The following is a 24135-nucleotide window of genomic DNA, read 5'->3' as shown; positions in this document are numbered from 1 at the left end:
GGAGAACGATTATGGCCAAGAAGTCGACCGTTACCGTTGAGCAGATCGGTTCTCCGATCCGCCGCGAAGCCGATCAGCGTGCAACGCTTGTGGGCCTGGGGCTCAACAAGCTGCATCGCCGCCGCGAGCTCGAAGATACACCTGCCGTACGCGGCATGATCAACAAGGTCGCTCACCTCGTTCGCGTCGTGGACGAGAAGTAAGAGGGATTGAAGTAGAATGAAACTCAATCAGATCGCCGACAAGCCTGGCGCGCTCAAGGCCAAGGTCCGCGTTGGTCGCGGTATCGGTTCGGGTCTCGGCAAGACCGGTGGCCGCGGCGTCAAGGGTCAGAAATCCCGTTCCGGCGTCGCTATCAACGGCTTCGAAGGCGGGCAGATGCCGCTCCATATGCGGATGCCCAAGCGTGGCTTCAACAATCCCTTCGCCAAGAAGTGGAATGCTGTTCGTCTCGATCGCATCCAGGTCTATATCGACAGCGGTAAGCTCGACGCCAAGGGCGTTATCGATGCGGAAGCGTTGGTCAAAGCCGGTGTCATTCGCCGCGCCAAGGATGGCGTACGCCTGATCAATGGCGGCGAGTTCAAGGCCAAGAAGGCAACCTTCAAGGTGGCCCATGCTTCGGCCGGCGCTGTTGCGGCCGTTGAAGCTGCTGGCGGCAAGGTTGAAGTGCTCGGCGCCGCTGCCGACGCCGAATAAGATTGCGACTTTGGAGCGCGCCCTGCAATCGATCCCATCCGGGGGATTGCATGAGGGCGCGCTCTGACTATATCAGAGCTTTCGTTTCTACCTCGGGCCCATTGCGGCCCGTTCGTTTGCTCTAAAAGCATCTAGAGGGAGCCGTCATGGCGTCTGCAGCCGAGCAACTGGCCCGTAACCTGAGCTTCTCGACCTTCTCCAAGGCCAAGGACCTGCAAAAGCGCATCCTGTTTACGCTCGGCGCGCTCCTCGTCTATCGCCTCGGCACCTACATCCCGATTCCTGGCATCGACCCAGATGCGTTCGCCGCGACGTTTCAGCAGGCGCAGGGCGGGATTTTCGGTCTTTTCAACATGTTCGCCGGCGGCGCTGTCGAGCGTCTCGCGATCTTTGCGCTGAACCTTATTCCCTATATTACCGCCTCGATCGTGATCCAGGTGATGGCTTCGGCCTCTCCTCGCCTTGAGCAGCTCAAGAAAGAGGGGGAGAGCGGGCGGCGCAAGCTCAACCAGTATACGCGCTATCTCACTGTGATATTTTGCGCCGTGCAGGCCTATGGCATCGCCGTGGGGCTCGAGGCCAGCGAGGGCGTGGTAGCGGATCCGGGCTGGTTTTTCCGCATTTCGACCGTCATCACACTGGTCGGCGGCACGATGTTCCTGATGTGGCTCGGCGAGCAGATGACGGCACGCGGAGTCGGCAACGGCATTTCGTTGATCATCTTTGCCGGTATCGTGGCGTCGTTGCCCGGTACCATTGCCCAGACTCTGGAACTGAGTCGCACTGGCGCCCTGCCGACGGTCGCCGTGGTCGGCATCCTGATCGCAGCCATTGTGGTGATCGGCATTATCGTGTTCTTCGAGCGCGCCCAGCGGCGGCTTCTGATCCAGTATCCAAAACGCCAGGTTGGAAACAAGATGTATCAGGGCGATACATCGCACCTGCCGCTCAAGCTCAACACCGCGGGTGTTATCCCGGTGATCTTTGCGTCCTCGCTGCTTTTGCTTCCAGCAACGATTGCAACCTTTACCGCGCAGGGCGATGCCCCGCAGTGGCTGCAGGTGATTTCGGCCGTGCTTGGCCGCGGCCAGCCGCTTTATCTGGCGTTCTTTGCTGCGATGATCATCTTCTTTGCGTTCTTTTATACCTCGATCGTCTTCAACCCCACGGAGACGGCCGACAATCTCAAGCGTTCGGGCGGGTTTATCCCGGGCATTCGTCCCGGCGAACGGACGGCCCAGCATATCGACTACGTGCTGACCCGCATTACCGTGGTCGGTGCGATCTATCTGACGGTTGTCGCGCTCATTCCTGAAGTGTTCCTGAGCCAACTCAACATCTCGGCGTTCCTGGGCGGCACGTCGCTGCTCATTATGGTGACGGTGACGCTCGATACGGTCAGCCAGATTCAGAGTCATCTGATCGCCCAGCAATATGAGGGCATGGTCAAGAAGTCACGCTTGGGAGGACGCCGTAGATGAGACTTGTACTTTTGGGCCCGCCGGGGGCGGGGAAGGGGACGCAGGCCCAGATCCTGGTTGAGGCTTACGGAATTCCGCAGCTGTCGACGGGGGATATGCTGCGTGCCGCCATCGCCGCCAAGACGCCGCTTGGGCTCGAAGCCAAGGCAATTGTCGATCGCGGCGACCTTGTTTCGGACGTCATCGTCTCCGGGATCATTTCGGATCGCATGGACGAGCCCGACTGTGCCCAGGGCTTCATCCTCGACGGCTTTCCGCGCACCATCGCTCAGGCTGATACGCTCACGCATATGCTCGACCGCAAGGGTCTGCATCTCAACGGGGTCATCGAGATCACGGCGGACGCGGATGTCTTGGTTGAGCGGATCATCAATCGGGCCAGGGAAAGCGGCGGCGCACGGGCCGACGACAACGAAGAAGTTCTGCGCAAACGCCTGGCTGTCTATGCGGAGCAGACTGCCCCACTCGTCAATTATTATGCCGAACGAGGGCTGCTCAGGACGGTCGACGGCATGAAGCCAGTCGAAGAGGTAACGGCTGCTATCCAGCAGGCTTTGCAATAGTTGCGAATTCGGACGATTGGGCCAGTTGACTTTGGCCCGTGAAGTCCTTAGAACCGCGCCAGTCTCAGAAATCTCGAGGGCTGGATTCGGTTCCTTCCAAGGTGAAGGGGGTCGGATACCGGTCCCTTGTTGTTGAAAGAAGACGAGGGCTGAGCCCTCGAACAAATTTTAGGAGATCAGGCGTGGCTCGTATTGCTGGCGTCAACATCCCGACGAATAAGCGCGTGCTAATCGCACTGCAGTACATTCACGGGATCGGCCCGAAAATGGCCGCTGAAATCTGCGAGAAGGTTTCCATTCCGGCCGAGCGGCGCGTGAATGAGTTGACCGACGCGGAAGTCATCCAGATCCGTGAAACCATCGATCGTGATTATCAGGTCGAGGGTGATTTGCGGCGTACGGTTGCAATGAACATCAAGCGTCTTATGGACCTTGGTAACTATCGCGGTCTGCGTCACCGTCGTGGCCTTCCGGTCCGCGGTCAGCGCACCCATACCAATGCCCGTACCCGCAAGGGTCCGGCAAAGCCCATCGCGGGCAAGAAGAAATAAATTCAATGGTCCCGGGCGACTGGGGCTTTCGGTGGAGCTGCCCGTACAATCCTTGTTAGGGCAGCGTTGAGATCGGCTAGAGGAAGTAAATGGCTAAAGCTGAAACGACCCGCGTTCGCCGCCGCGAGCGCAAGAATATCAGTGCTGGCGTTGCACACGTAAACGCCTCTTTCAACAACACGATGGTCACTATCACCGACGTTCAGGGCAACACGATCTCCTGGTCATCCGCCGGTACGATGGGCTTCAAGGGTTCGCGCAAGTCGACCCCTTATGCAGCGCAGATGGCTGCTGAAGATGCGGCCAAGAAGGCGCAGGAACACGGCATGAAGACCCTTGAGGTCGAGGTTCGTGGTCCGGGTTCGGGCCGTGAATCGGCTCTCCGCGCGCTCCAGGCCGCTGGTTTCACCGTTACGAGTATCCGGGACGTTACATCCATCCCCCACAACGGATGCCGGCCGCGCAAGCGTCGTCGCGTCTAATGTGACCGGGCTTCGGTAAGGCCAACCGAAGTCCGCTTACCGTTTGCGGCAGGCGGCCGGGGCAGGGCCGCATTTTTGAAAGGATGTTGGACGTGATGATCCAGAAAAACTGGCAGGAGCTGATTAAGCCGACAAAGCTCGACGTCGTTCCGGGCAGTGATCCTGCGCGCGTGGCCTCAGTGGTCGCCGAGCCGCTTGAGCGCGGCTATGGCCTGACCCTGGGCAATACGTTGCGCCGTGTGCTGCTGAGCTCGCTGCAGGGTGCGGCAATTACCGCCATTCAGATCGATGGCGTGCTGCACGAATTCTCTTCAATTCCCGGCGTGCGTGAGGACGTGACCGATCTCGTGCTCAACGTCAAGGAAATCGCCATCAAGATGGGCGACGAAGGCCCCAAGCGCCTGACGCTCGCCAAGCAGGGCCCTGGCGCCGTGACGGCAGGCGATATCCGCACCACCGGCGATATCGAGGTTCTCAATCCTGACCTCGTCATCTGTCACCTCGATGACGGCGCCGAGGTCAATATCGAGTTCACCGTGAACACCGGCAAGGGCTATGTCCCGGCCGACCGCAACAAGCCGGAAGATGCTCCGATCGGCTATATCGCCGTCGATGCGCTGTTTTCGCCGGTCAAGCGTGTGAGCTACAAGGTCGACAAGACCCGTGAGGGCCAGAATCTCGACTTCGACAAGCTCAGCATGCAGATCGAGACAAACGGTTCGATCACGCCGGAAGATGCGCTCGCTTTTGCAGCCCGTATCGTCCAGGATCAGCTTTCGGTGTTCGTCAATTTCGAAGAGCCCACCAAGGAAAAGGCCGAGGATTCGGCTCCCGAGCTCGCCTTCAACCCGGCGCTGCTCAAGAAGGTGGACGAACTCGAACTGTCGGTTCGTTCTGCGAACTGCCTCAAGAACGACAACATCGTTTACATCGGCGATCTCATCCAGAAGACGGAAGCGGAAATGCTCCGCACCCCGAACTTCGGGCGCAAGTCGCTCAACGAGATCAAGGAAGTGCTGGCTCAGATGGGACTCCATCTCGGCATGGACGTCGCCAATTGGCCGCCCGAAAACATCGAAGACCTCGCCAAGCGTTACGAAGATCACTACTGATCTTCCGCTGCGAACAGGAAATTAGGAGAGTACCATGCGACACGGTAAAGCCGGCCGCAAACTGAACCGGACCTCTTCGCATCGCAAGGCGATGTTCAAGAACATGTCCGCGGCCCTTATCAAGCACGAGCAGATTGTCACCACTCTGCCGAAGGCGAAGGATCTGCGTCCGATCGTCGAAAAGCTGATCACGCTCGGCAAGCGCGGCGATCTGCATGCTCGCCGCCAGGCTATTGCCCAGATCGGCGATGAATCGATGGTCCGGAAGCTGTTCGACATCCTCGGCCCGCGCTACAAGGACCGCAATGGCGGCTATACGCGCATCCTCAAGGCCGGTTTCCGTCACGGTGACAATGCGCCGGTCGGCATCATCGAATTCGTCGACCGCGACGTCGAAGCCAAGGGTCAGGATTCTGGCCCGACTGCTGACTTCACTCGCGATGACGAGGAAGAGAACGCCGCAGCGTAATCTGGTCCTGCTGGAGTATTTAAAAGCCCGGGTTCGTCCCGGGCTTTTTTCTTTTCTACTATTGCCGTGAACGCCGCCAACCGGCAGCTAGAGCCTCGGATTCGGAACAGAACCAGCGTTCGCCTTTGAGCTGATCAATCCGTGTTTGCTTGTAATATCGCTGTCCGGGCACATGATAAATGCGCTCGCCGGTATTGACGCTGATATTGCCCTTGATGTTGCACTCGGAAATCTGCGCGACCGTGCTTGTTACGCTTTGTGCCACCGCCATGGCGGTTTGCGGTTGGGTTGCAAACGTCACCCCGACAAAGCCAATACCCGCCGCCGCGACGATCTGAAACAGCAATGAAAGACCGGAATTTCGCATCCCGCCCCCCCCATGGTGGTGCGGGATACTGGGAGCAGGACCGATGTCGTTCAAGCGAAGGTGGGCCGAGCGGTTAAGCGAATGCAATCATTTGCGTCATAATTTATGCGATCGTCATACCAGAATATCGTTTACCCAATAGAGCTCGCGGCGGTTGAAGCCATTGAAGTCGGTCAACGAGGCTTGGGTATAGGCGCCCATCAGGCCGAATTCGATATAGTCGTCCTCGGCTATCGCTGCGGGCAGGAGGAAGGTCTGGGGCATTACGTCATAGCTGTCGCAGGTCGGCCCGAAGATCTTGAAGTCCCAGGTTTCGCCGCCCACGATCTTGTCGCCGCGCCAGACGCGGAGAGGCGGCATGAACTCGAGGATCATCGCTTCCATCAGCGAACCATAGACGCCATCGTTGAGATAGACCGATTGTTCGCCACGCACGTGCTTTACGCGCAGGAGCAGCGAAGTGCAGCCTGTCGAAAGGCCGCGACCCGGCTCGGCGATCAATTGCGGCTTGTTCGAACCGAAGGTGTCGGTGACCGCTGTATGGATGGTGTCGAAATAGACCTCGAGCGGCGGGGCGGAGCTCGAAATGTAGGGGGCCGGAAATCCGCCACCGACATTGAGGCGCTTGAGCTCTATCCCCGAAGCCTGTGCGATGCGGCCGGTTGCGGCGATGTGGCGCTCATAGGCGTATGCGTCTTCGCACTGGCTTCCCACGTGGAAGCAAAGCGAGGTCGTATAGCCCATGGCCTTGGTCAACGTGCACATGGAGATGGCACCGTCTTCCATCACGCCGAACTTGGTGCCGAAGTCGTAGGATTTCAGCGCCTTGCCGGCCTTGAAGCGGACCGTGACCTCAACGTCTTCCGACGGCGGGACGACGGCGGCCAACTGATCGAGCTGGGCGACGTGATCGATGGTGAAGGAGCGCACCCCGAATTCTTCGTAGGCGCGCTTGATCTCACGCCGCGATTTGATCGGGTTGTTGTAGTGCATTCCCGCGCCGGGGGCATATTTCTCGATCAGCGCCATTTCGGCGTTGGAGGCAACGTCGAAGGCCTTGAGGCCTTCGCGGTGCATGATGGAGAGAATATGGGGGGAGGGGTTCGCCTTCACCGCGTATGTGAGCAGGCCATCGAAACCGGATTGAAACGTCTTGATCGCGTTGACGAGCAGGCGTTCAGAGAACAGAAAGCTCGGGAAATCCGGTTCTTCGGTTGCGATCAGTTCAGCGGTGTCCGCATAAGTGCGAGCGGGCGAAATGTCCATTCACGGGACCCTCATAAAGCAGGTTGAAAGCGCGGACGTATAGGGCGCAACGCCAACCTTCGCAATGGCAAATTGGGGCTATAAACGCGGTGTGTGACGATTCTTTGCCCAGGCTCTTTCGTGGATGCGTTACGAACTCGTAACTTGCCTTGCGCGTTCCCAGATACCACCTTTGGGGGCAATGGAAATATCGGAGATAATTGATGCTTCGTGCTCTTTCGCTGGTCGTTGTTGCCCTGCTTTCCATCTCACCCGCTCTGGCTCAAACTGAACGCCGCGTTCCTCTTGATGCCGAAGAAATCCGGCTCTCTTACGCTCCTGTCGTGCGCGAGGTCGCTCCTGCGGTCGTCAATGTGTATGCGACACGCATCACCCAGCAACGCCAGAGCATGTTTGGCGATCCCTTTTTTGATCAGTTCTTCGGACGCTCGCCGTTCTTCGATACCCGGCCCCAGGAATCCCAGTCGCTCGGTTCGGGTGTGATCGTGGGCGAGGACGGACTGATCCTCACAAACAACCACGTTGTCGAAGGGGCGATCGATATCCGCATTGCCACGATGGACGGCCGGGAATATCCGGTCGATCTCGTCTTGGCCGATGGTGCGACCGACCTTGCCGCACTGGCCATCCGCAATCCCGACCGGACTTTCCCTGTCGCGCAGTTCGCGGATTCGGATCGGCTCGAAGTGGGCGATCTCGTGCTGGCGATCGGTAATCCTTTCGGCGTGGGCCAGACGGTCACCAGCGGCATCGTCTCGGCGCTGGCGCGGACCGGCGTCGGCATCACCGACTATCAGTTCTTTATCCAGACGGATGCAGCGATCAATCCCGGCAATTCGGGCGGGGCGCTGGTCGATATGGACGGCAGGCTCGTGGGCATCAATACCGCTCTCTTCACGCGTTCCGGAGGTTCGCAAGGTATCGGTTTTGCCATTCCCTCCAACATGGCACGCGTCATCGCAACCGCGGCCGCTTCGGGCGGAGAAATCGTCCGCCCGTGGTTCGGCGCAACGTTCCAGTCGCTTGACAGCGATCTTGCCGCGGGGCTCGGCCTCGATCTGCCGCGGGGTGCGCTCATCACCGATATCGCACAGGATGGTCCTGCAGCGCGCGCGGGCCTGCGTTCGGGCGACGTTATCGTGGGCATCGACGGGTTGGCGGTTCAAGATCCTGAGGCACTCTACTACAGAATAGGCTTGTTGCCCGTGGACAGTACGGTTGCGCTCGACGTCCGGCGCGGAGGGCAATCTTTCATCATAGATTTACTGCTTGAGACGGCCCCCTCCAACGGCGCTCGGCAGGCCGTCATCTCCGGCGATACGCGGTTTGCCGGTGTTACGGTGTCAGAGCTGACGCCTGCGCTGGCGCAATCCTTCGGCCTCGGCTTTTCGGCAACAGGAGTCGCCATCATCGAGGTGGCGCCGGCCAGCCCGGCGCAGCGGCTCGGCTTGCGCGAAGGGGACATCATCCTCAATCTCAACGGCACCGAAATACGTGATATTGAAACCTTCGAATCCCTTGCCAGCCAGAGGCCTCGCGGCTGGCAGATCACCTTGCAGCGGGGCGGGAGGATAATCCGCTCGTTCGTGAGCGGATAAAGGCTGGCATGACCGATCTTTTTCCCGACGATATACCGGCGACCCGTCCCGACGAGGCAGGGGAAGACCGTCCGCTTGCCGACCGGCTTCGACCCAAGTCACTCGAGGACGTCATCGGCCAGGGCCATATCATCGGGCCTGAAGGAACGCTCAGGCGGATGATCGCGTCGGGCAGGCTGGGGTCGCTCATTTTGTGGGGTCCTCCGGGGACGGGAAAGACGACGGTTGCCCGGTTGCTGGCGGACGCCGCGGGCTACCGGTTCGAGCAGATTTCAGCGATCTTTTCCGGCGTGGCCGATCTCAAGAAGGTGTTCGAGACGGCCCGCGTCGCGCGTCGCGCCGGGCAGCGCACATTGCTGTTCGTAGATGAAATCCACCGCTTCAACCGCGCCCAGCAGGATAGCTTCCTGCCTGTCATGGAGGACGGGACGGTTGTGCTCGTTGGCGCGACGACGGAAAACCCCAGCTTCGAACTCAACGCGGCGCTGCTCTCGCGCGCGCAGGTCCTGACATTCCAGAGCCTTTCGCGCGAGGATCTGGAAGCGCTTGCGAAGCGTGCCGAGGCCGAAATCGGACGCGCCCTGCCGCTCGATGTGGATGCCCGCGAAACTTTGACCTCGCTGGCCGACGGGGATGGCCGCGCCCTGCTCGGGCTCATCGAAGAAATCGATGCCGCCACCGGCCCCGAGGATATGCTCGACCGGGAGGGGTTGACCAAGCTCGTTCAGCGCCGCGCGCCGATCTACGACAAGAGCCAGGAAGGGCACTACAACCTCATCTCCGCTTTGCACAAGACCGTGCGCGGGTCAGATCCCGATGCGGCCCTCTACTACTTTGCGCGGATGCTCGACGGTGGCGAGGACCCGATGTTCCTTGCCCGGCGACTGATCCGCATGGCGGTCGAAGATATCGGCATGGCCGATCCCCAGGCTTTGCCCCTCACTGTCGCCGCACGCGACGCCTACCATATGCTCGGTTCCCCCGAGGGCGAACTGGCGCTGGCGCAGGCTGTCGTCTATCTCGCGACGGCGCCCAAATCCAATGCGCTCTATACGGCATTCAAGGGCGCAATGTCGGTCGCCAAGCAGACCGGCTCCCCCATGCCGCCGATGACCATCCTCAATGCTCCGACAAAGCTCATGAAGGGGCAGGGATACGGCGAGGGCTATATCTACGATCACGACACGCCAGAGGGATTTTCGGGGCAGGAATATTTCCCCGAAAAGATCGGACGGCAGGATTTCTACCAGCCCGTCGAGCGCGGCTTCGAACGCGAAATCCGCAAGCGGCTCGACTACTTTTCAAAACTTCGGGCAGCCAAACACAGCGAGGACTGACTGGCTGGAGCCCGTGGCGCAAAGGTGCTATGGACCGCCGATATGTCTCCAAGGGGCTGCAATGTATTCTTTTCTTCTCGTGGGGCTCGGCGGAGCGGTCGGTGCCATGGCGCGGTATGGCGTGGGGCGCCTCGTACCGATTGCCGGCTTTCCGTTCGCGACCCTTATCGTCAATATCGTAGGATCGTTCCTCATGGGCGTGCTGATTGCCGTTTTGAGCCGGACGCTGGTTGCGTGGAGCAACGAGGCGCGCCTGCTTCTTGCGGTTGGTGTTCTGGGCGGCTTTACGACTTTCTCGTCCTTTTCCCTGGACGTCATCACACTGGCCCAACGCGGTGAGTGGTTTGCCGCAACCGGATATATCCTTCTTTCGGTCGTCGGGTCGGTAGGGAGCCTTGCTCTCGCTCTCTGGCTTGCCCGAGGAGTGATCTAGATGAGTGGCGTACAATTGCGCGAGGTGGCGCGTGACGAGGATGGCATGCGGCTCGACCGCTGGTTCTCGGTGCATTTCCCCCACCTGACTTTTGGACGGCTGCAGAAGCTCTTGCGTTCGGGCCAGGTCCGCGTCGACAGTGGGCGCGTGCAATCCAATGCTCGCCTCGCGGCCGGGCAGCTGGTGCGCGTGCCTCCGCTGGGCGAAGCGCCGGCGCCGACAGGCCAGCCGCGCGTCAACGAGAAAGACGCGAATTTTTTGCGCGCCCTCGTTATCTACGAAGATGACGACATCTATGTCTTTAACAAGCCGCACGGGCTTGCAGTGCAGGGCGGGTCGGGCACCAAGCGCCATGTCGACGGTATGCTCAAATCGCTGCCCAACAAGAAGGGCGAGCCGCCGCGTCTCGTCCACAGGCTCGACCGCGACACGTCCGGATGCCTGCTGGTCGCCAAGACACGCGCCGCGGCGAGCCATTTCGGGACCGTGTTCCGCTCTCGCTCGGCACGCAAGATCTACTGGGCCGTGACGGTGGGAGTTCCCGCCCCGCGCCAGGGGCGCATCTCCTGCTTTCTGGCACGTCAGGCCACGCAGGATGGCGAGCAGATGGTGGTGGTGGAAAACGGTACCGAAGGCGCGCAGCATTCAGTGAGCTATTATTCGGTCACTGACAGCGCAGCGCTTCAGTTCGCATGGGTGAGCCTGAAGCCGGTTACGGGCCGCACGCACCAATTGCGCGTCCACATGATGGAACTCGGGACGCCGATCCTCGACGACCCGCGCTATTTCAATCTCGAAAACTGGAACTGGGAGCGTCCCGAGGAACTGGGCAAGGGGCTGCATCTTCACGCCCGACGCCTTGCCATCCCGCTGCGCAGCGGCAAACGGCTCGACATCACAGCGCCCCTGCCGCCCCATATGAAACAGACCTTCGATACGCTCGGGTTCGACGCCAATCGCTACGACGCACAGGACGCCGATCCGGAGGACGATGCCTGATGGCCCAGCCCCGCCTCATTGTCTTCGATATGGACGGCACGCTGATCGATTCCGGCGCGATCATCGCCGAGCATATGGCGACCACCTTCCTCGAGCACGGCTTGGCCGCGCCGACACGCGAGCAATCCAACACAGTCATAGGGCTGACGCTCGATATCGCCATGCGGCGGCTGGCCGGTTGCGACGAGCCGACGGCGCTTGCGCTGGCCGAAACCTACCGGCGCCATTACCGCGCGATGCTAGCCAAGGGCGACCGGCACGAGCCGCTCTACGCCGGCGCGGTGGATGCCCTGATCCGGTTGCGCGGTATGGAAACATCCTTGCTCGGGATTGCTACGGGGAAAGCGCTGCACGGCGTTTCGCGCATCCTTGACCTTCATGGCCTCACAGACCATTTCGTGACCGTGCAGACCCCGGATCACAATCCCTCCAAGCCCCATCCCGGCATGATGCTTCGCGCCTGTGCCGAGACCGCAATCGATCCGTCCCGTGCCGTGATGATCGGAGATACAACCTTCGACATGGAACTCGGCGTCGCTGCCGGGGCTAAGACGATCGGGGTTACCTGGGGCTATCACGGTCGCGCGCTGCTCGAAGAGGCAGGTGCGCACATCATCATCGACGATTACGCCGATCTCGATGCGGCCATAGAAGAGGTGCTCGGCTGATGCGCGAATTTCTCGAAGATGCCCTCAATCATCGCGACGATGGCTATGGCCGCGCGCAAAAGCACATGCAGCGCGAATTGCCCAAGCGGTTCTATAAGATCGTTGCCGTCGCCCAGGTCGGTAGCGGCTATACGGTGACGCTCGACGGGCGGCAGATCAAGACGCCGACCAAGAAGGCGGTGACCGTTGCGTCACGGGAGTTGGCCGAGACGATGCGTACCGAATGGGACGGGCAGGGGACGCATGTCGATCCCGATCTGATGCCCCACGTCAGGCTGGTCAATTCGGCTATCGAGGGCGGCGAGGAGGCTCGGGAAGCGCTGATCGACGAGGTCGTCAAATATGCCGCAAACGACTTGCTCCTTTATCGCGCCGACTCCCCACGCGAATTGGCCGCGTTGCAGGAAGACGTGTGGGACAGCGTTCTCGTCAAGATCGCCCGCCATTTTTCGGTCAGCTTCCGGCCGACGGTCGGGATCCTGCACCAGGAGCAACCGGTGGAAACGCAGGAAAAGCTCAAGATTTCTCTCGCTTCGGTCGATTTCATGTCGGCAGCGGCGCTGGTCTCGATGACGGGCATTATGGGTTCGGGCCTGCTCACGATCGCCATGCTGGAAGGGCTCATCGATCCCGAGACGGCCTGGCGGGCTGCGCATGTGGACGAGGACTACCAGATTGCCCATTGGGGCGAGGACTTCGAGGCCGCCAAGCGCCGCGAAAAGCGCAAGATCGAATTCGATGCTGCGGTCAATGTGATGCGGTGGCTGGCCGGCTGACCAGCCACTCTGCAATGTCCGGAGCAATCTCGCGTAGTGGAGCGAGCACGAAATCGCGCTCACGCGCATAAGGATGGGGCAAAATCAGCCGGTCGCTTGCCATTTCCAGCCGGTCATAGGTGATCAGATCGACATCGATGACGCGCGGTCCCCATTTCTTCGTCCGCACACGCCCCAGCGCATTTTCGGTCTCAAGGCAGAAATCGAGCAGTTCGAGAGGGAGCAGGTCGGTCTCGATCAGCACCGCGCCGTTATGAAAGTCGTCCTGATCGGTAACGCCCCAGGCCGGGGTGACGATAATTGTCGAGCGCTTGAGGAGCGCTATCTTCGGATGATCCGCGATGCGCGCGATTGCAGCCTCGATCTGCCCCGCCGCGTCACCGATATTGGCGCCGAGCGCAAGGATGGCGCGAGCCATCAGATCTGATCCCGAGTCCTGAGCAGTTCGATGGCCACTTCTCCGGCGACGATGGGAAGTGGTGCCTCAGGTTTGCGCACGCGGATGCGGATCCAGTCCACCTTGTCGAACGCGCCGAACAGCCGAACAATGATGTGATGGCCGAGGGCTTCGATCAACTTGAAGCGTCTTTCCTCGAAGGCCTCTTTTACCACATTGTATACATTTCCGTAGTGCACGGTCGAAGCAACGTCATCCGTTTTTGCGGCGTCGCTCATGTCAAGTCCCAGCTCAAGATCGATACGGAAGCGCTGGCCGAGCTTGTTCTCTTCAAGCATCACACCGTGATAGCCGTAAAAAGCCAGTCCAGCCAAAAGGATGCGGTCTCTATCGTCGAAATCGCTCAATCTCAGTCCCTCCCGCTGGTCGCACCATAGAGCGTAGCGTGGGCAACACGCAAGCCGTGTAGATTTGCGCGAACATTGTGTACACGAAAAATATGCCCGCCTTTGAGGTAAGCAAGAACGCTCGTCGCAACGGTTCCCGACTCGCGCTCCTTGGGTGGCGCGTCGAGCAGTTTGCCAATCATCGATTTGCGCGACGTGCCGATGAGCAGCGGGAAGCCAAGTGCGTGCAATTCCTCGAGTCTATTGAGGAGGACATAGTTCTCCGCCCACGTCTTGGCGAAGCCGAAACCGGGATCGAGAATGATCTTCTCCCGTGCGATGCCGGCATCCAGCGCGATCTCGATGGAGCGTGACAGCCAGCGCTTCATCTCTCCGATCAGGTCCTTATCCGTGTCGCGCTCGGTGTCCCAATGCATGGCGATCACCGGGACGCCGTGATGTGCGGCGACGGCAGCAATCTCGGGATCGCGCTGGAGCCCCCAGACATCGTTGACGATGGCCGCACCCGCCTGAACGGCCTGATCGGCGACCAGCGCCTTGTAGGTATCAATGGAAATGGCAGCGGGAAGTGCCGCTTCGGCCAGCGCGTCAAGCACGGGCATCACGCGGTCGAGTTCTTCCTGCACACCGACATCGTCCGAGCCGGGCCGGGTGCTTTCACCGCCCACGTCGACGATATGCGCTCCGTCGTCCACCAGTTGCCGCGCTTGGGCGAGGGCAGCGTCGAGAACGGAAAAGTCGCCACCGTCCGAAAAGCTGTCCGGCGTAACGTTCAGGATACCCATCATTATGGGGTCGGGGCCTAGCCGCAGCGGGCCTCCGCGCATTGGCACCTCGTAGGCGAGGTGTATCACTGGACCCTCTCGGCGGGGGTGGCGTAAAGATCGTACTCGTCGCTACCGGTCACGACGACGGAAATCATGTCGCCCGGTTTGACCCCGTCCGCGTCCTCGACGATAACATTGCCGTCGATCTCGGGAGCATCCCATTGGCTGCGGGCGATGGCGCGTTTGTCCTGAGGTTCAACGTCGTCGACCAGAACGTCGATGGTGCGTCCGACTCTAGTGGCGAGCCGTTCGGCGGAGACCTTCTGGAGAGCTTCCATAAGGCGGCCATAGCGCTCGGTCTTGACCTCGTTGGGGATTTCATCAAGGCCGAGGTCGTTGGCCTTGGCGCCGGTCACGGGCTCGTAGGGGAAGGCGCCGGCGCGGTCTATTTTTGTCTCCTCGACCCAATCGAGCAGCATCTGGAAATCCTCCTCCGTTTCGCCGGGGAAGCCGACGATGAAGGTCGAGCGGATCGCGAGGTCGGGGCAGGTTTCGCGCCATTTGCGGATGCGGTCGGCAGTCTTTTCCTGATTGGCCGGGCGACGCATGGTCTTGAGGACCAGCGGGCTGGCGTGCTGGAAGGGGATATCGAGATAGGGCAGGATCACGCCATCCGCCATCAGCGGAATGACGTTATCAACGTGCGGATAGGGATAGACATAGTGCATCCGCACCCAGGCGCCCAATTGTCCGAGCTCCTCGGCCAGCGTCTGGAAGCGCGCCTCGACCTGCCGCCCGCGATAGGGGGAGGCCGCATATTTCAGGTCCACGCCATAGGCCGAAGTGTCCTGCGAGATCACCATGATCTCCTTGACCCCCGCCTTGACCAGCCGCTCGGCCTCGTAAAGCACGGACGCGATAGGGCGCGAGACGAGATCGCCGCGGATCGAGGGGATGATGCAGAAAGTACAGCGGTTGTTACAACCCTCTGAGATCTTCAAATATGCGTAGTGGCGCGGGGTCAGTCGCAGGCCCTGCTCGGGCACAAGATCGACGAACGCATTGGGGACCGGCGGCAGGTGCTCATGCACCGCGTTCACCACGGCCTCGTACTGATGCGCACCGGAAACGGCCAGAACCCCCGGGTGGGTCTTGCGGATCAGTTCTTCCTCGCCGCCCAGGCAACCCGTGACGATTACCTTGCCGTTTTCCTGAATAGCCTCGCCAATCGCATCGAGACTTTCGGCCTTGGCGCTGTCGAGAAAGCCGCACGTGTTGACGATCACCACATCCGCGCCTTCATAAGAGGGCGAAAAGCTATAGCCTTGCGCGCGCAGGGTCGTGAGGATGCGTTCGGAATCGACGAGAGCCTTGGGGCATCCAAGGCTCACGAGACCTATTTTCGGGGCGTTTTGCGTCGGCGCGCTCATAGGCGTCTGTCCAACCTTTCATCAAAGCGCGTGTCATAGCGTAAAGCTGGCAAAGGTCAATCTTTGCCAGTGCAACCCTGCCTTGAACGGGGGGATGGGGCCGCTATACGATCGGCTTTGCCGGACGCCCTCGCTTCCGCGCTGGAGCGGCTGGCGCGGGCCCAGCGGCGGGTGCCGCAGGGGGCGGCGGGGGAGGAGGTGATGCCGGCCGAGCCGATGGCGGCGGGGGAGGAGCGACCACGACCTCGACCTCCTCGATGTCGGGCTCCTGCTCGGCGAGATCCTCGATGGCATCGCGGACGTCGTCGATCAGCGTCGCGCCGGGACGGACGGGGACCACTTCGGCTGTCTCTTCCCTATGAGCCTTGAAGTAGACAATCACGGCTTCGCAGGCGACGCGCAGGATAATCAGCGCGAGCAACCCGAAGACGGCAATCTCGAGCAGGCCCCAAAGGCCATTCCCGAAGCCGAAGCGGAAGGAATAGAAGAAGTGGTTGACCGCCCAAAGCAATATCGCCGCGAGGCCCAGGAGATAGGCGATGGTCACCAGCCGCGGTGCGATGATCCTTTTGAGGTCGAACAGCACAGTGCCAGTAGCCAGTTTCTTTATGTCCTCAAACCGCATGTCGCTTCGTCCTCGCACCGGATGAATTATGAATCGCTGAAGCCTTAATCTGGTTCGGTTAGAGCGCCGGGGCAACCCTGACCGTGCCGAAATGCCGCTCAAACGCTGATTTCATCACCGAGTCGACCTCCGCCATCTGGACGATGTGCCCCAGGTCCTCCAGGCTGGTGACACCCTGGTCGGCAATACCGCACGGCACGATACCCGAATAATGGCTGAGATCCGGGCTGACATTGATTGAAATGCCGTGGAAGCTCACCCATTTGGACACCCGCACGCCGATGGCGGCGATCTTGTCCTCGGCGAACGGCCCGCGTTCGGGCCGTTTCACCCAGACGCCGACGCGTCCTTCGCGTTTTTTGCCGTTGACGTTGAACGCGGCCAGCGCATCGATAATCCAGTTTTCGAGACCCTCGACCAGGCAGCGAATATCGCGTCCGCGGGCGCGCAGGTCCAGCATGACATAAGCAACTCGCTGGCCGGGGCCATGATAGGTGTATTGCCCGCCGCGCCCCGCATCGAACACGGGAAACCGGTCCGGCGCCAGAAGGTCCGACGGCTTTGCCGATGTCCCGGCCGTATAGAGCGGAGGGTGCTCGAGCAGCCAGACGGTTTCCTCCGCTTCTCCCGCGGCGATCGCTGCAGCACGGCTGCGCATGACCTCGAGTGCGTCGGGGTATGGCACATAGCTTTCAGCAATCATCCAGTTCGCGGGTCTGCCGTCCAGGCGCCTGAGCTTTCCAGCACTTGTACACGTGGGAAGAGGGGACGAAATTAACGCTTCGCTAACCATGGAGGTTCAATGCTCTCTCGTGCGCAGCCATGGGATGCGAATCTCGCGCGCGTCGCAAGTTCGTAACAGGCCGGCTATGAATACGCTTGAAATCATCGAAGTCGATATTTCCGTCGAACTCGGGGCGACGATCTTGCCCATTCACCACCTCTTGCGCCTCGGGCGCGGCGCGGTGATCGAACTCGACAGCTTCGAGAACGATCCCATGCGTATCTACGCCAACAACACGCTCATCGCAAAGGGCGAGATTTCCGTGGACGACGGCCAGCTTAATGTGGTGGTGACGGAAAAGGTCATCAAGGCCGTCTGATTTCCCTTGTTCCAAACTTTATGTCGGTGATGTCATTTAGGCACTTGAGGGACAGGGAACCATTTGCTACATGCAGCCTCGCTTCGCCCCAGCGGCGAGGCATTCCCCAGACAGTGCGGTCGTGGCGGAATTGGTAGACGCGCAGCGTTGAGGTCGCTGTGGGGTAACTCCCGTGGAAGTTCGAGTCTTCTCGACCGCACCATCTTGGGCTTGTTTTGCACAAGCCATCCCCTTGAAAACATTGGCATTTACCTTATGTAGCGCCGAGAGCGCTTGATCTTTTGTGCGAGTTTGTGCCACAAAATGCGCCACAGGGTGCGCCATTGCACCCGTTTTTTGGGGGGGGGTGCGCTTGGCGCGGAAGGCTGCACGCAAGGACCCTGACCGCTATCTTTTTCTGCGGAAGGGCAATTATCATTACAAGCGCCGCGTGCCGTCCTCGGTCGACGAATTTGACGAGCGTGCGCCCATGGTTCGCGTCTCGCTCAAGACCGATGACCTCGCCCTGGCGCGTGCCAAGCGCGACCAGATGGAAGCGGCGGACGATGCGCTTTGGGCATCGATCCTGCTCGATCAGCCGCAAGACCCCGCCCGCGCGCGCTACCAGGCGGCCATGCGGCGGGTCGAAGCACTGGGCTACACTTACCGTACCTCACACCAGATCGCTCAATCATCCTTGCTCGACGACATTCTCTCGCGCATGGAATCTATCGTGCCCGACAGAACGCCGATTGCGACGGCCAAGGCCCTGCTCGGCGCGGTTGAAACACCGCCCGTGACTGTCTCGCAGGCCTTCGAAATCTATGTTGACGAGATCGTCTCTCACGAGCATGTGGGCAAATCGGCAAACCAGAAGGCGCAGTGGAAAAAGGTCAAGCAGCGGGCGGTCAACAATTTCGTCGCTCTGTGCGGCGACAAGGCGATGCATGAGATCACGCGCGACGACGCGATGAAGATCTATCGCCACTGGCTCGAGCGGATCGTGCCCAAGGAAGGCCGGCCGACGCACTCGGCATCCTCGGGTAATCGCGATATCGGCAATATGCGGGTGCTGTTTGAGAGCTATTTCAAGCATATCGGGGATGAGGAGCGCAAAAACCCGTTCAACGGGCTGTCATTTTCGGTCAAGAAAAAGCGCACGCGCCCGCCATTTCCGACAGAATGGATCACCGGTACGATCATGCGGCCGGGCAACCTTGCCAGCCTCAACGACGAGGCGCGCGGGATCGTGCTGGCCATCATCGAAACCGGTGCGCGGCCGAGCGAGATCGCCAACCTTTCCGAGAGCGCGATCCGAATCGAGCATCCTGTGCCACATATCGCCATCGAGCCGCGCATGGACCCCGACGACCCGCGCGAGATCAAGACGGTATCCTCGGAACGTCAGGTGCCCCTGATTGGTGTGGCGCTGGCGGTGTTCAAGCGGCACCGGAAGGGCTTTCCGCGCTACCGCAATCGTGAAGGTGAATTGTCAGGAACGCTCAACAACTATTTCAAAGACAACAAGCTCTTTCCGACCAGCCAGCATAAAATCTATTCCTTCCGGCACGCTTTCGAGGACCGGATGAAAGAGGGCGGGATCGATGACGAGTTGCGCCGGATATTGATGGGTCATGCCATCGACCGGCCGCGCTACGGATCGGGCGGGTCGCTCAAATGGCGACTGGGTGAACTCAAGCGGATTGAGTTGCCATTCGATCCTTCGATCGTTTGAGACGATCGCGCGCTGCGTTGAGGATCGCCTCTTCCTCGACGAGCCGTTCACGTTCGGCCTCGAGGCGCTTCCAGATAGGCGCGAGCAGGTTCGCGTCCGATCCTGCCTTGGAAATCACCCACGCCAGAATGTCGAGGGCGTTATCGACGCGCTCGGCCGTGACAGGCTTTTTCTGGCGTGGGCGGTTGATCATGGCGTCAGTCGACTTCGACAGGCTTGCCGTCAACGAGGCGATACCAGGTCATTGGCTTGACGCCGTTCTGGCCGACGATCCCGGCCCAGACAGCGACAATCTTGCCGTTGGTGTCGCGTTCATCGAGATGGAGCGCAGCGCCCTCGACGCCGCGCGCCTTGCCCTCATAGCCGGACGCATGGGCGCTGGCCGTGGCATGCAGTGCAGTGGCAGCGCCATAGTCACCTGATGCGGTGGCAGCGCCCCCGTCACCCGATGCGGTGGCAGCGCCCCGCGTTCCCGATGCGGTGGCAGCGCCATAGTCACCTGATGCGGTGGCAGCGCCATAGTCACCTGATGCGGTGGCAGCGCCCCCGTCACCCGATGCGGTGGCAGCGCCCCAGCGACCCGATGCGGTGGCAGCGCCCTGCCATCCTGATGCGGTGGCAGCGCCCTGCCATCCTGATGCGGTGGCAGCGCCCCAGCGACCCGATGCGGTGGCAGCGCCCCAGCGACCCGATGCGGTGGCAGCGCCATAGTCACCCGATGCGGTGGCAGCGCCCTGCAATCCTGATGCGGTGGCAGCGCCCTGCCATCCTGATGCGGTGGCAGCGCCCTGCCATCCTGATGCGGTGGCAGCGCCCTGCCATCCTGATGCGGTGGCAGCGCCCCCGTCACCCGATGCGGTGGCAGCGCCCCGCGTTCCCGATGCGGTGGCAGCGCCTCGGTCTTTACTGGACCGCGCGCCTTCGCCTTCGCCCTCGGCGCGGTCGCCATTAACCCATGTGACGCGGTCGATGACGTATTTGACGGCGCGCTCGATCAGCTCGGGCAGGCGGATTTCCGCCTTGATGGTGATTTCGGCGCAGGCGATCTTGCTGTCCGTGCTCTCGTCCTCGCGGGCGATATCGCCGGAGCACTCGACGAGGCAGAAGCGGTTATTGGCCGGAGCATAGAAATTGAACACATCGAGCGGATGGCCCTCGATGGCGTGAAACCCGCTCTGGCAGGCGATGACTTTGCCCTCATGGGTATAGGTCTGGCCGATTTCATAGATGAACCCGCGACAGGCGAGATTTTCGTCGAACCCCTTGATGGCGAGGATCTTCGCCGGAGCTTCGGTGACAGGCTGGGCTTTCGGCTTTGCGGTTTTGGCCATGATCAATCCTTCCATGGGCAGGGTTCGCCGGGTGCCGCGCGGAAGAAGGCGAGGATCAGGCGGTGAAGATTTGGGGCGTGTTCGGGGAGACGGGCGAGGCCTGTACCCAGACCGTCGATGGGTGCATAGACGGTGATGCCGCCGGCAAGCTCTCGCCCGACCCGCGCAAGGTCATTGGTCACATGGGCGAGGGCGACAGGATCGTTGGGATCGTAAAAAAACCCCGGCGCATAAAGCGTGGCGACGCCGATGGCGTTAGGTTCGTCTCGACAGGCTGCAGCCTGCCCGCCATGTCCGATCCGCCGACAATTATCGCCGAAAACAAAGAATGCCTTTGGCTCGGCGCGCAGCAGCTCGCGCGTGTACCATTTGATGTATTTGACGGGCATCTATTCGCCCTCCCTTGGTAGAAAGATGCGGGCGGGCGCGGGGCCGGAGATATCGATCGTGTAGCCGCCGGCCCGGCCATTGCCGCGATTGACCTTGACGGTGATGCCGGGCAGGCGCTTGCCGTCCCGGCCGATGCCGCCGATTTGCTCGAGCACTTCATGGGCCATCCGCTCGCGAATTTCCGCCTCTGTGACGCTGGCACGAAAGCTGATGGTTTCGGGGTGGATCAGTTTGGGCATCACTGGCCCTCCTGTTGGTGATGGCTGGCGATCAATGTCGCGATGATGTCGAGGCGGCGGCGGAGCGTATCGGCGGCGGTGAGGGTTTCGCGGCCAAGCAGGCCACCATTGCCGCCGACCCACTGGCCAGCGACAAGCCGGCCGCTTTCGTCGAAAGTGACCTTTTCGACCAGGTCGCGGGTTTCGGCGACGAAGGCCTCGATCTCGGCGAGGGGTAGCGCCAAAGCGGCGGGACGACGGTTCCATGCAGCTTCGGCTACAGCGCGGGCGAGTGTTCCGCCTGTGCGGGCATCGCACATGACGCACTCGACACGGCCGCGTTCCCAGTCATATTTGCCGGGTTCGCTCTGGACAGGCGAGAACACGGCATTGGAGCTGCAGAAGGGGCAGGGCTTGAGGGGCGTTTCCATCACCTGTCCTCGATCATGCGATGCCAGCGGGCGAAGCCCTGCATCTTGGTTTCAATGCGGTTGATGTCCGGCTCGGCGCGGAGCCGCATGCGGGCGACGGAGAGGCAGGCGAAGACGTCCGCCATTTCGCGCTCAAGTTCGTCGATGTTGTACCGCCCGCTGTCAGGATCGACTTCGTGCAGGCCATGGATGATGCAGCGGGCCGCGCGCGCTGCCAGCTCGTTGCATTCCTCGGCCAGCTTGCCGAGGACGGCGATCCGGATACGATCCTGTTCAGGCATCCATGGGGAAATCTGGCCGTCCGGCATCACGCGGTCGCCTCGTCTTTGCGCTGACCCGGTCCAACCGCCTCACGATGCCAGTAGAGGCAGGAATCGAGTGCGGCGATAAACGCCTCCTCGACCTTGCTTTCATCGGGCATCGGCTTGATTGCGCGGGCCAGTGGCTTTGCCGAGAGCGGCAGGGCTGTCGCATTGTTGAACATGACGTCGCGATGTTCGGTCGCCTCGACCTGCATGCAGGCAAAGTCAACAGCGCGGGCCGCTGCGGCGTCAGGTGATGCCAGCCCGAAATGCGACCAGACACAGGCGAGAATTTCCCGTTCCCGCAATCCGGAGCGGCCAGTAACGAGCAGATGGTCGCGCACCGGCTGGGGCGGATCGCCAAAGATAATGGCCGGTGCAAAGCGCAAGAGGCCGTAGACCCGCCAAACGAGTTGCGGGATCGCCTCAGCGACGATCAGGCTGCGCTGTGCCACGGAATAGCGGAATTTCACATTGCCATTGAGGCAGGTGATGCGCGCGAGCTGATAGGCCAGCGCGGTGCGATCGAGCATTTCGGGCCGCGGTGCAGCCAGATCGAAGGGCACCGGCGCGGCCGTCGTCATGAGGTGTGACGAGAAGTGCGCCATTGGTCAGAACCCGTTGATAGCAAGGTGAGCGGCAAAGCCGATGGTGCCGCAGCCGATGAGGACCGGCTGGGCGTATTCGGCGATGAGGGCGAAGAGGATCGTCACGACGCGCCGCCAGCGTGGGCGAAATTGTCGCCTGCCTTGGCGATGGCGTCAGCCAGGATGTCGTCGAGTTCGGGTTTGGAGAAGCGCCGGTTCTGGAGGTGCATCACGACCTGCTGCATGGTCGGCATTAGGTGCCCGATCTCGCGGGCGGCAGAAGCGATGCGATGGGCGCGGGAGGCCGCAGGGCTCGTCTCGGCCCGGTTCATCAGCGCGCGGGCGCGCTGGCGGGCCTCGGTTTCATAAGAGGCCAGTTCGATATCGCCCCAGCCGCGCTCAAGCAGCCGGTCGCGCGTGGCGCATCCTTCTGCGGCGGTGAGGTCGACCATGTCCTCGGCCAGCTGGTCGATGATCGATTTGTCAGGGGACGGCTGGGGCCGGGCGGGACCGGCGAGGGAAGATTGCAGCATCACTGCCTCCATCGGTTAAGATGGGGCATAATAGCCGCAACGGCTACATCACTGTCAACAAAAAATAGCCGTAACGGCTACGATTTGAATTAACCTGTCACTCTTCCCTTTGAACGGAATAGCGAATTCGGCCCACGATCCGGACGGTCGTGTCCTCGATATCATCAAGGGCAATCGGCTGTTGAAAGCGGGGATCGTTCGATTCGGGCAGCAGCCAGAACTTTCCGGCATCGTCGCGCCAAAGCAGCTTGACGGTAGCCTCGCGCATGCCGTCGGCGCGCTCGCGCTCGATGATGTAGCGCTTGCCTGGCTGGATGTCCTCTCGCGTCTCGACCATGCTTGTGCAGATGACGACGGTCCCCTCGGGATAGCGCTTGTCCATCGACGGGCCGCGCGTCTCGGCGCCGAACAATTCGTAGAGGCGCAGGTCGGGATCGTCGGGGATGGCGACATCGTACCAGTCGTCATGTGCCCATTCGACCGTCTCGGCCCAATGACCAGCCTGGACACTATATTTGACCTGGACCGCGCGTACGGTCGGTGGCGCAGCTATGATCTGTTCGGGTGGTACGCGGAACAGCGCAGAGAGCTTTTCGAGCCAGTTCGTATTGAGCGGCGTCTTCCCGCTAATGAGCTTGCTCACGGTCACGGGATGCGCGCCGATGGCTTCGGCGACATCGTCCCGCGACAGTTTTTGCAGCCGCATTAATTCTTTGATCCGGTTACGCATTTCCCGGTTATAGCCTGCGTGGCTACGCCTGTCATAGCCTTAGCGGCTATTTTGCGCTTGACAGTTAAGTAGCCGTTGCGGCTATATCTAGAATATGAAACTAATTGACTGGCGCAAAGAACGGCAACTGACGCTTGCGGATATGGCCTCGATGATCGGCCTTTCCGGTAGCAACCCGGCGCGCGACCTGCAGCGATTCGAGACTGGCGAACGCCGTCCCCCGGCAACGGTGGTGCAGGCGATCTTCGATGCCACCAATGGCGAAGTGACGCCGCAGGACATGCACGATTGCCGCCTTGGCTGGGAGCGCCAAAATTTGGCGGCGGCAGAATGAGCCTCACAGTCAGAGCTTTCACCCTCTCCTCCCTG

General features: G+C 61.0%; 34 protein-coding genes and 1 tRNA gene. 18 read left to right on the top strand and 17 right to left on the bottom strand.

Annotation, left to right across the window (positions count from 1 at the left end):
* Positions 1 to 11 precede the first annotated feature (11 nt).
* From rpmD to rplQ, 8 genes are all read left to right on the top strand, one after another.
* Complete coding sequence (gene rpmD / locus I2G20_RS05250; protein WP_196258622.1) at positions 12 to 203, top strand: 50S ribosomal protein L30; 192 nt, start codon at positions 12 to 14, stop codon at positions 201 to 203.
* A gap of 16 nt (positions 204 to 219) precedes the next feature.
* On the top strand, positions 220 to 699 hold the full coding sequence (rplO, locus tag I2G20_RS05245) for a 50S ribosomal protein L15 (protein ID WP_196258621.1): 480 nt from the start codon (positions 220 to 222) through the stop codon (positions 697 to 699).
* A 146-nt stretch (positions 700 to 845) separates the two neighbouring features.
* On the top strand, positions 846 to 2180 hold the full coding sequence (secY, locus tag I2G20_RS05240) for a preprotein translocase subunit SecY (protein WP_196258620.1): 1335 nt from the start codon (positions 846 to 848) through the stop codon (positions 2178 to 2180).
* Positions 2177 to 2743, top strand: a complete 567-nt coding sequence (locus tag I2G20_RS05235) for an adenylate kinase (RefSeq protein WP_196258619.1) — start codon at positions 2177 to 2179, stop codon at positions 2741 to 2743. The genes secY and I2G20_RS05235 overlap by 4 nt, the downstream gene beginning before the upstream one ends.
* Positions 2744 to 2925: 182 nt before the next feature.
* A complete protein-coding gene (gene rpsM, locus I2G20_RS05230; protein WP_196258618.1) occupies positions 2926 to 3294 on the top strand; it encodes a 30S ribosomal protein S13 in 369 nt (122 codons plus the stop codon).
* A gap of 89 nt (positions 3295 to 3383) precedes the next feature.
* A complete protein-coding gene (gene rpsK, locus I2G20_RS05225) occupies positions 3384 to 3776 on the top strand; it encodes a 30S ribosomal protein S11 (protein WP_014130813.1) in 393 nt (130 codons plus the stop codon).
* Positions 3777 to 3859: 83 nt separating this feature from the next.
* Positions 3860 to 4888: a DNA-directed RNA polymerase subunit alpha gene (locus I2G20_RS05220; RefSeq protein WP_207747541.1), complete on the top strand. Its 1029-nt coding sequence runs from the start codon at positions 3860 to 3862 to the stop codon at positions 4886 to 4888.
* Between the two features lie 34 nt (positions 4889 to 4922).
* A complete protein-coding gene (rplQ, locus tag I2G20_RS05215; RefSeq protein ID WP_196258617.1) occupies positions 4923 to 5357 on the top strand; it encodes a 50S ribosomal protein L17 in 435 nt (144 codons plus the stop codon).
* Between the two features lie 58 nt (positions 5358 to 5415).
* On the opposite strand, the gene I2G20_RS05210 is transcribed toward rplQ, so the two are convergent.
* The gene (locus tag I2G20_RS05210) at positions 5416 to 5778 is read right to left on the bottom strand and encodes a sunset domain-containing protein (RefSeq protein ID WP_246472848.1); all 363 of its coding nucleotides are present in this window, start codon (positions 5776 to 5778) and stop codon (positions 5416 to 5418) included.
* Positions 5779 to 5838: 60 nt separating this feature from the next.
* Entirely contained in the window at positions 5839 to 6990 is a 1152-nt protein-coding gene (locus I2G20_RS05205) for a type III PLP-dependent enzyme domain-containing protein (RefSeq protein ID WP_196258616.1), read from the bottom strand.
* Between the two features lie 203 nt (positions 6991 to 7193).
* On the opposite strand from I2G20_RS05205, the gene I2G20_RS05200 reads away from it, so the two are divergent.
* The 6 genes from I2G20_RS05200 (at position 7194) to I2G20_RS05175 (ending at position 12801) form a co-directional block, all read left to right on the top strand.
* Positions 7194 to 8588, top strand: coding sequence for a Do family serine endopeptidase (locus I2G20_RS05200; RefSeq protein WP_196258615.1), 1395 nt, complete (start codon positions 7194 to 7196; stop codon positions 8586 to 8588).
* Between the two features lie 8 nt (positions 8589 to 8596).
* Positions 8597 to 9925 carry a replication-associated recombination protein A gene (locus tag I2G20_RS05195; protein WP_196258614.1) on the top strand — a complete coding sequence of 443 codons (1329 nt, stop codon included), beginning with the start codon at positions 8597 to 8599 and terminating at the stop codon, positions 9923 to 9925.
* A gap of 61 nt (positions 9926 to 9986) precedes the next feature.
* A complete protein-coding gene (gene crcB / locus I2G20_RS05190) occupies positions 9987 to 10358 on the top strand; it encodes a fluoride efflux transporter CrcB (protein ID WP_196258613.1) in 372 nt (123 codons plus the stop codon).
* Positions 10359 to 11357, top strand: coding sequence for an RluA family pseudouridine synthase (locus I2G20_RS05185; RefSeq protein WP_196258612.1), 999 nt, complete (start codon positions 10359 to 10361; stop codon positions 11355 to 11357). It begins immediately after the preceding gene.
* The gene (locus I2G20_RS05180) at positions 11357 to 12025 is read left to right on the top strand and encodes an HAD-IA family hydrolase (RefSeq protein WP_196258611.1); all 669 of its coding nucleotides are present in this window, start codon (positions 11357 to 11359) and stop codon (positions 12023 to 12025) included. Before I2G20_RS05185 ends, I2G20_RS05180 begins: the two co-directional genes overlap by 1 nt.
* Positions 12025 to 12801: an ATP12 family chaperone protein gene (locus tag I2G20_RS05175; protein ID WP_196258610.1), complete on the top strand. Its 777-nt coding sequence runs from the start codon at positions 12025 to 12027 to the stop codon at positions 12799 to 12801. The genes I2G20_RS05180 and I2G20_RS05175 overlap by 1 nt, the downstream gene beginning before the upstream one ends.
* Here the strand turns inward: I2G20_RS05175 and folK are convergent.
* The 6 genes from folK to lipB all read right to left on the bottom strand — a co-directional run bounded on the left by folK (position 12773) and on the right by lipB (position 17220).
* Entirely contained in the window at positions 12773 to 13219 is a 447-nt protein-coding gene (gene folK, locus I2G20_RS05170) for a 2-amino-4-hydroxy-6-hydroxymethyldihydropteridine diphosphokinase (RefSeq protein WP_196258609.1), read from the bottom strand. The genes I2G20_RS05175 and folK overlap by 29 nt on opposite strands.
* Positions 13219 to 13605: a dihydroneopterin aldolase gene (gene folB, locus I2G20_RS05165; protein ID WP_196258608.1), complete on the bottom strand. Its 387-nt coding sequence runs from the start codon at positions 13603 to 13605 to the stop codon at positions 13219 to 13221. The genes folK and folB overlap by 1 nt, the downstream gene beginning before the upstream one ends.
* 2 nt (positions 13606 to 13607) lie before the next feature.
* Positions 13608 to 14432, bottom strand: coding sequence for a dihydropteroate synthase (folP, locus tag I2G20_RS05160; protein ID WP_196258607.1), 825 nt, complete (start codon positions 14430 to 14432; stop codon positions 13608 to 13610).
* Between the two features lie 23 nt (positions 14433 to 14455).
* Positions 14456 to 15802 (bottom strand): 30S ribosomal protein S12 methylthiotransferase RimO, encoded by a 1347-nt coding sequence (gene rimO, locus I2G20_RS05155; RefSeq protein WP_196258606.1) that lies wholly within the window; start codon positions 15800 to 15802, stop codon positions 14456 to 14458.
* 103 nt (positions 15803 to 15905) lie between these two features.
* Positions 15906 to 16427 (bottom strand): DUF4282 domain-containing protein, encoded by a 522-nt coding sequence (locus I2G20_RS05150; RefSeq protein ID WP_196258605.1) that lies wholly within the window; start codon positions 16425 to 16427, stop codon positions 15906 to 15908.
* 58 nt (positions 16428 to 16485) lie between these two features.
* Positions 16486 to 17220 carry a lipoyl(octanoyl) transferase LipB gene (gene lipB / locus I2G20_RS05145; RefSeq protein ID WP_196258604.1) on the bottom strand — a complete coding sequence of 245 codons (735 nt, stop codon included), beginning with the start codon at positions 17218 to 17220 and terminating at the stop codon, positions 16486 to 16488.
* Between the two features lie 76 nt (positions 17221 to 17296).
* Here lipB and I2G20_RS05140 point away from each other — a divergent pair, with 76 nt between their 5' ends.
* The 3 genes from I2G20_RS05140 to I2G20_RS05130 all read left to right on the top strand — a co-directional run bounded on the left by I2G20_RS05140 (position 17297) and on the right by I2G20_RS05130 (position 19244).
* Positions 17297 to 17530, top strand: a complete 234-nt coding sequence (locus I2G20_RS05140; protein ID WP_196258603.1) for a FliM/FliN family flagellar motor switch protein — start codon at positions 17297 to 17299, stop codon at positions 17528 to 17530.
* A gap of 115 nt (positions 17531 to 17645) precedes the next feature.
* Positions 17646 to 17732 (top strand) — tRNA-Leu (locus tag I2G20_RS05135).
* Between the two features lie 150 nt (positions 17733 to 17882).
* Entirely contained in the window at positions 17883 to 19244 is a 1362-nt protein-coding gene (locus tag I2G20_RS05130; RefSeq protein WP_196258602.1) for a DUF6538 domain-containing protein, read from the top strand.
* On the opposite strand, the gene I2G20_RS05125 is transcribed toward I2G20_RS05130, so the two are convergent.
* The 9 genes from I2G20_RS05125 to I2G20_RS05085 all read right to left on the bottom strand — a co-directional run bounded on the left by I2G20_RS05125 (position 19204) and on the right by I2G20_RS05085 (position 23766).
* Positions 19204 to 19437 carry a hypothetical protein gene (locus I2G20_RS05125; protein WP_196258601.1) on the bottom strand — a complete coding sequence of 78 codons (234 nt, stop codon included), beginning with the start codon at positions 19435 to 19437 and terminating at the stop codon, positions 19204 to 19206. The genes I2G20_RS05130 and I2G20_RS05125 overlap by 41 nt on opposite strands.
* 4 nt (positions 19438 to 19441) lie before the next feature.
* Positions 19442 to 20575, bottom strand: coding sequence for a DUF7666 domain-containing protein (locus tag I2G20_RS05120; RefSeq protein ID WP_196258600.1), 1134 nt, complete (start codon positions 20573 to 20575; stop codon positions 19442 to 19444).
* A gap of 2 nt (positions 20576 to 20577) precedes the next feature.
* The gene (locus tag I2G20_RS05115) at positions 20578 to 20964 is read right to left on the bottom strand and encodes a DUF7831 domain-containing protein (protein ID WP_196258599.1); all 387 of its coding nucleotides are present in this window, start codon (positions 20962 to 20964) and stop codon (positions 20578 to 20580) included.
* A complete protein-coding gene (locus I2G20_RS05110; protein WP_196258598.1) occupies positions 20965 to 21204 on the bottom strand; it encodes a hypothetical protein in 240 nt (79 codons plus the stop codon). It abuts the gene before it with no gap.
* Entirely contained in the window at positions 21204 to 21614 is a 411-nt protein-coding gene (locus tag I2G20_RS05105) for a Lar family restriction alleviation protein (protein WP_196258597.1), read from the bottom strand. Before I2G20_RS05105 ends, I2G20_RS05110 begins: the two co-directional genes overlap by 1 nt.
* The gene (locus tag I2G20_RS05100; protein WP_207747540.1) at positions 21614 to 21922 is read right to left on the bottom strand and encodes a hypothetical protein; all 309 of its coding nucleotides are present in this window, start codon (positions 21920 to 21922) and stop codon (positions 21614 to 21616) included. Before I2G20_RS05100 ends, I2G20_RS05105 begins: the two co-directional genes overlap by 1 nt.
* The gene (locus I2G20_RS05095) at positions 21922 to 22524 is read right to left on the bottom strand and encodes a hypothetical protein (RefSeq protein ID WP_196258595.1); all 603 of its coding nucleotides are present in this window, start codon (positions 22522 to 22524) and stop codon (positions 21922 to 21924) included. The genes I2G20_RS05100 and I2G20_RS05095 overlap by 1 nt, the downstream gene beginning before the upstream one ends.
* A 101-nt stretch (positions 22525 to 22625) precedes the next feature.
* Entirely contained in the window at positions 22626 to 23036 is a 411-nt protein-coding gene (locus tag I2G20_RS05090; RefSeq protein WP_196258594.1) for a hypothetical protein, read from the bottom strand.
* A gap of 97 nt (positions 23037 to 23133) precedes the next feature.
* On the bottom strand, positions 23134 to 23766 hold the full coding sequence (locus I2G20_RS05085; protein ID WP_196258593.1) for a LexA family protein: 633 nt from the start codon (positions 23764 to 23766) through the stop codon (positions 23134 to 23136).
* A gap of 94 nt (positions 23767 to 23860) precedes the next feature.
* Between I2G20_RS05085 and I2G20_RS05080 the strand changes: the two genes are divergently transcribed.
* Complete coding sequence (locus tag I2G20_RS05080) at positions 23861 to 24100, top strand: helix-turn-helix domain-containing protein (RefSeq protein ID WP_196258592.1); 240 nt, start codon at positions 23861 to 23863, stop codon at positions 24098 to 24100.
* Positions 24101 to 24135: the final 35 nt, after the last annotated feature.

It is taken from the genome of Pelagibacterium limicola (genome assembly GCF_015694405.1).
GTDB lineage: Bacteria > Pseudomonadota > Alphaproteobacteria > Rhizobiales > Devosiaceae > Pelagibacterium > Pelagibacterium limicola.
This window is presented reverse-complemented; position numbering and strand designations above follow the sequence as displayed.